3 protein-coding genes and 1 riboswitch are annotated in these 4,780 nt (G+C 63.0%); all 3 genes read left to right on the forward strand.

Annotation, left to right across the window (positions count from 1 at the left end):
• Positions 1-958: DEAD/DEAH box helicase (locus ACLP9N_RS33350; protein WP_442411398.1), on the forward strand; the 958-nt coding region annotated here is incomplete at its 5' end.
• A gap of 47 nt (positions 959-1,005) precedes the next feature.
• A riboswitch (SAM riboswitch) is annotated at positions 1,006-1,119 on the forward strand.
• 498 nt (positions 1,120-1,617) lie between these two features.
• A complete protein-coding gene (locus ACLP9N_RS33355) occupies positions 1,618-1,938 on the forward strand; it encodes a hypothetical protein (protein ID WP_442411399.1) in 321 nt (106 codons plus the stop codon).
• Between the two features lie 114 nt (positions 1,939-2,052).
• The gene (locus tag ACLP9N_RS33360; RefSeq protein ID WP_442411400.1) at positions 2,053-4,566 is read left to right on the forward strand and encodes a DNA primase family protein; all 2,514 of its coding nucleotides are present in this window, start codon (positions 2,053-2,055) and stop codon (positions 4,564-4,566) included.
• The last annotated feature ends 214 nt before the right edge of the window (positions 4,567-4,780 follow it).

Here is a 4,780-nt window from a genome sequence, read left to right on the forward strand (position 1 = left end):
CACCTCGAAGCGCCAGCGCGGCAACCTGCCTGGAGTCACATATACGAACGACAACAAGCATTGCGCCCAAAGCGAATTCAACCTCGTGGCCGGCACGACGTGGCTTTTCGCGGGCGATGCGATGAGGGGCGCACCGGTGGATGTTCTACTCGTCGACGAGGCCGGCCAGCTGGCCCTGGCTGACACTCTGGCCGCTTCGCGCTCGGCCGACAATCTGGTCCTGCTTGGTGACCCGCTGCAGCTGCCCCAAGTCGCGCAGGCTGTGCATCCCGGAGGCGGCGGGCGCAGCGTCCTCGAGCATGTGCTCGACAACGACGTGACGATGGCCGCCGACCGCGGGGTGTTTCTGACTGAGACACGCCGTATGCATCCCGACGTGTGTTCGTTTATCTCCGACGAGGTCTATGAGGGTCGGCTAGTCAGTCACCCAAGCTGCTCCCAACAAACCACCGTTTTCGGTACCGGCCTGCGCTGGCTGCAGGCACACCATCAGGCGAACAGCACCAAATCGCCGGAAGAGGCCGAGATCGTGGCTGCCGAGATCGAGCGATTGATCGGCACCCCGTGGACCAACCAGCGCGGGGAGGCGCATCCGCTGACCGTCAACGACTTCATGGTGGTGGCGCCCTACAACGACCAGGTCAGCCTCATCCGTAACCGGCTCAACCGCGAGGACCGGACCCGCGGGGTGCCCGTCGGCACAGTTGACAAGTTTCAAGGACAGCAAGCCGCCGTCGTGTTCTTCACCATGGCGACATCGACCGGCGCCGACATGACCCGGGGCGTTGACTTCCTGTTCTCCCGAAACCGGCTCAACGTCGCGATCAGCCGCGCCCGGTGCCTGGCCTACCTGGTGTGCACCGAGGGACTGCTCAACACCCGCGCCCGCACCGTCCCCGAAATGCGCCTGCTCTCAACGCTTAGCGCGTTCGTTGAGTGGTCGCAGCGGCCGCGTTAAAAAGGAATCGGAGGGATCTGTGGGTCCTGCGTTGTAACCTGAAACCGCTTCACGAGACGCCGTCGCCAAGCTCCGACTGGACGGCACGCCAACCCCACGCTCGTGGGTGGCTCGGATGACGAAGCGGCCTGGCACCAGCCCGTGCCGGGCAAGAGCGCCTCCCATGCGGAGGCTCGGCAATTCGAGTAGCGCATGCCGAACGACGAGATTCACCCAACCAATCGATCCGTCCGGCGGGTCGTACCGTCCGGGCCACTGGGTGGGAACCTTGGGCGACGGACCCCCGGCCCGTGAACGCGCCGTATGGGCCGCTCATAAGGTAGGTGACGCGATGCGAGGCGCGGGCGATAGGGCGGAGGCCGGGGCCGATTTAGCAAGCGGTACGGACCAGGTAACCCAAGCAAATGCTTGCTTGCTTACACAAAGCAAATGCTTGCTTGACCTCACCAAGCACTTGCTTGGTTTCACCAAACCGATTACGCCGCTGTAGGTTTCGCCGTTTTTAGGACGAGCGCAGCGGGAGCGGTTCGGGTACGCTCGTAGTAACCGGGAACGAATCCCGGGACCGCTAACTTCATATCTTCCGCGACGGTGGACAGAGGCCGACCGCGAAGGCTCAGTTGGGAAATGCTCGCTGGCGTGTGTCGAAGGCAACTTCGATGCGCGCCAGTGTTTTTTGTTGGGAGAAAACAACCGTGGACATTGGTGTAGAGAACGTCGCGCGGCAGGCCCCTGTGCCACCGCCCGTGCCGCGTCCGAACCCGCTCGACGTCACCGACCTCACAGAGGAGCAGCTCTGGGAGTACCTAGTCAGCCTGGGCTATCCCGTGACTCGCCGGGCGATCAAGTGGGCTGTGTTGCGCCGCGAGATTCTGCCGGTTCGTTTGGGTCGCGGCAATTACTTCAGCCGCCGCGATGGATTGGACTGGATCGAATCGCGGCGGCAGCCCGGCAATTACCACGCGCCAGAGAGGGCGTGAAGTCAAAGCTGCCCACTAGAAAAGTTTTGCGGCCCGGTCCGAAGGTGGGGCGAACCGGGTGGTGCTGAGGAGTACAGCGATGAGTCTAACTGAGGAACCCGAAAGCGAAAACCGATGCAAGACAGGGATATTCACCGCGTTGTCCCGCCGATCAGTCGCCATGGCAGGTCGCGGATCTCAGGCGGCGAGGGCAACCGCAACGGCGAGGTAATCGACTTCTCAGCGTTGTTGCTCGGCACCCTCGCCCTCACACCCGACGAGTTTGTGTCGATCTGCCACAAGGTCAGTGATGGCCCATTTCTTACTGAGGTGTGCGTGCCCGGCGACGCACCAGCTCGGGTGGACACGCTGCCGAAGAACGCTGACGTCTACTTCGGGGTGAACCCGACCAAGGGGCCTGCTCGGCGGAACAGTCGTCGTGGCGGTGACAAGGATGTGACGCGACTGGCCGCGCTAATCGCGGACCTCGATGTAAAGGATGGCTCGTGCCCGAACCTGGATGTCGCCCGAGCAATCATCGATGACCTGTCGTCGATGCTCGGCACCCGTCCGTCAGCGGTAACGCACAGTGGCGGCGGCACGCACCCCTACTGGCCGATAGCCGACGGGTTGGCTGGCGACGACGTGGACCTTGCTGTGTTGTTGCGCCGATGGGGACGGCTTGTGAAGGTCGTCGCTGAGAACCACGGGGTCAAGGCTGACTCGGTGTTCGACCTCGCGCGCGTGCTACGTGTGCCTAATACCCACAACTGTAAGGCCGTCACGAACGGGCAAGGCGGAGTGCTCGTCACCTGCTACGCGGACAGCGGCAGGCCGTTGACCCTGGCCGAAGTAACTGAGCGGCTGGACGAGTACGGGGTGTACGAGACTGAGATTGACACCGCTGGCGGTGGGCAGATCAGCGACCCCGATGGCTGGGAGTACGCCGACGAGACGTGTGGTTACGTCCGCGCGTGGATTGATGGCCTGTCCGAGGATGGGCCTCTTGAGGGTGGCGGACGGCACCCGTGGGCCCTGAGCGAAGCTGTACGTTTCGCGTGTGCGCGGATGCTCGGCTGTATCAGCGAGGCTGACTATGCGCGAGCCCAGGAGCTAGTTGAGAACCGGCTGCGCGAATTGCGCGCCGCGACGGGTGAAACTGTGCCGCGCTACGAGGTGCCAGCCATGTGGCGGGCCGGAGTTGAGAAGGCCGCGACAAAGACCGCCGAGCAGGCTCGCGCGGAGTTGGGGAACCACAAACATCTCTGGCCGGCGCCAGACGCGCCCCGCGATGTGGCGATGCGCGTGGTGGAAAGTGCCAAGCGCACCGGGCGACCGCTCTGCTACTGGAACGGCCTGTGGTTCGAGTGGTGCGGGACGCACTACGAGCGGATGACTCATGAGGGCTTCCGCGACGAACTGTATGAGTTGCTCGCCGATGCGACGTACCAGGGCGTGAGCGCCGAGCTGCGGTGGAAGCCGAACACCAAGAAGCTCAACGACGTCATTGACGCCGCGCGTGGCCTTGCGAGGCTTCCTGACGGCATCGGCGCGTCAGAGTGGATCGACGGCCGCGAAGAGCAGGTCATCCCCTGCGCTAATGGGCTTCTGCGCGTGAGCGACCGGGTGCTGCTGGAGCACTCGCCCGAGCACTTCAACATCATGTCGCTGCCGTACGGATATGACGCCGGCGCCGTGTGCCCCCGGTGGATGGAGTTCCTCAGGGAGGTGTTCAGGGATGACGTGGAGTCTGTATCGCTCCTCAAGCAGTGGTTCGGCTATGTGCTGTCCGGCCGAACTGACCTTCAGAAGATGCTCATGTGGCTGGGCCCGAAACGCGGCGGCAAAGGCACGGTCGCGCGCCTGATGAAGTGGCTGGTGGGGCCGGATGCCTACGCCGGAATGACGGTTGACGCTCTCCGCCGCAATTTCGCTCTACAGAACCTGATCGGCAAGTCGCTGGTGGTGTTCCCTGACGAACGGCAGGTTGGCGCCCCTGATGGGAAACGGCTTGTCCAGTTCATCTTGCAGGCGACCGGGGAGGACGACGTCCAAGTCGAACGCAAGTACAAGGACGCCTGGAACGGGCGGCTGCCGATGCGTCTGATGTACATGGGCAATGAGATGCCGGTCCTGCCGGACAGCTCCGCTGCGGTGCTGAGCCGGATTCTGACGATCGAGACCGTGGTGACGTTTGAGGGGTGTGAGGATCGCGGGCTCGATAATGACCTCGCCGCCGAACTGCCCGGCATCCTGAACTGGGCGCTCGACGGCCTCGATGAGCTGCTGGCGAATGGGGAGCTCCAGCAGCCCGAGTCCGGTCGCGACGTGCTGCACGATCTGGACGACTACAGCAACCACGTGCGGCGCTTCCTCCAGAGCGGAGGCTGCGAGTTGAAGAATGGCGTTAGCACCGAATGTCAACGGCTGTGGACCGCCTTCAATAGCTGGTGCGCACTCAACGGTATTGAGGGAAAACTCAACTCAGTGTGGCTGGGTCGACAGCTGCGGCCCGCGATGCGCGACCTCGCGCCGGGCGTGAAGTTTGAGCGCAAGCAGCATGACCCTGAGCCCGGAAGGCCGTACTACTACGAGGGAATTGACTTGACCGCCAAGGCAACTGACGGAATGAAGCGGAGGTGGCCGTGATCACCTCTGGCTCTACTTCGGTAGGCACTCCGGTACGCGGAGCCGAACGCACCTGGGCAGAGCCTATTTCCTTTAGTTCCTTTAGTAACTCTCGAATACTTAGTGGTCGACTGCATAATTACAGTGACGTAACTAGTTCCCACACTTCCATACGGTTACGTGAGATGGTTCCCTTGACGAAGGGAGCAGCATGCCACGAACCAGCCCGTACAGC

This window comes from Mycobacterium sp., from assembly GCF_052144515.1.
Taxonomy (GTDB): Bacteria; Actinomycetota; Actinomycetes; order Mycobacteriales; family Mycobacteriaceae; genus Mycobacterium.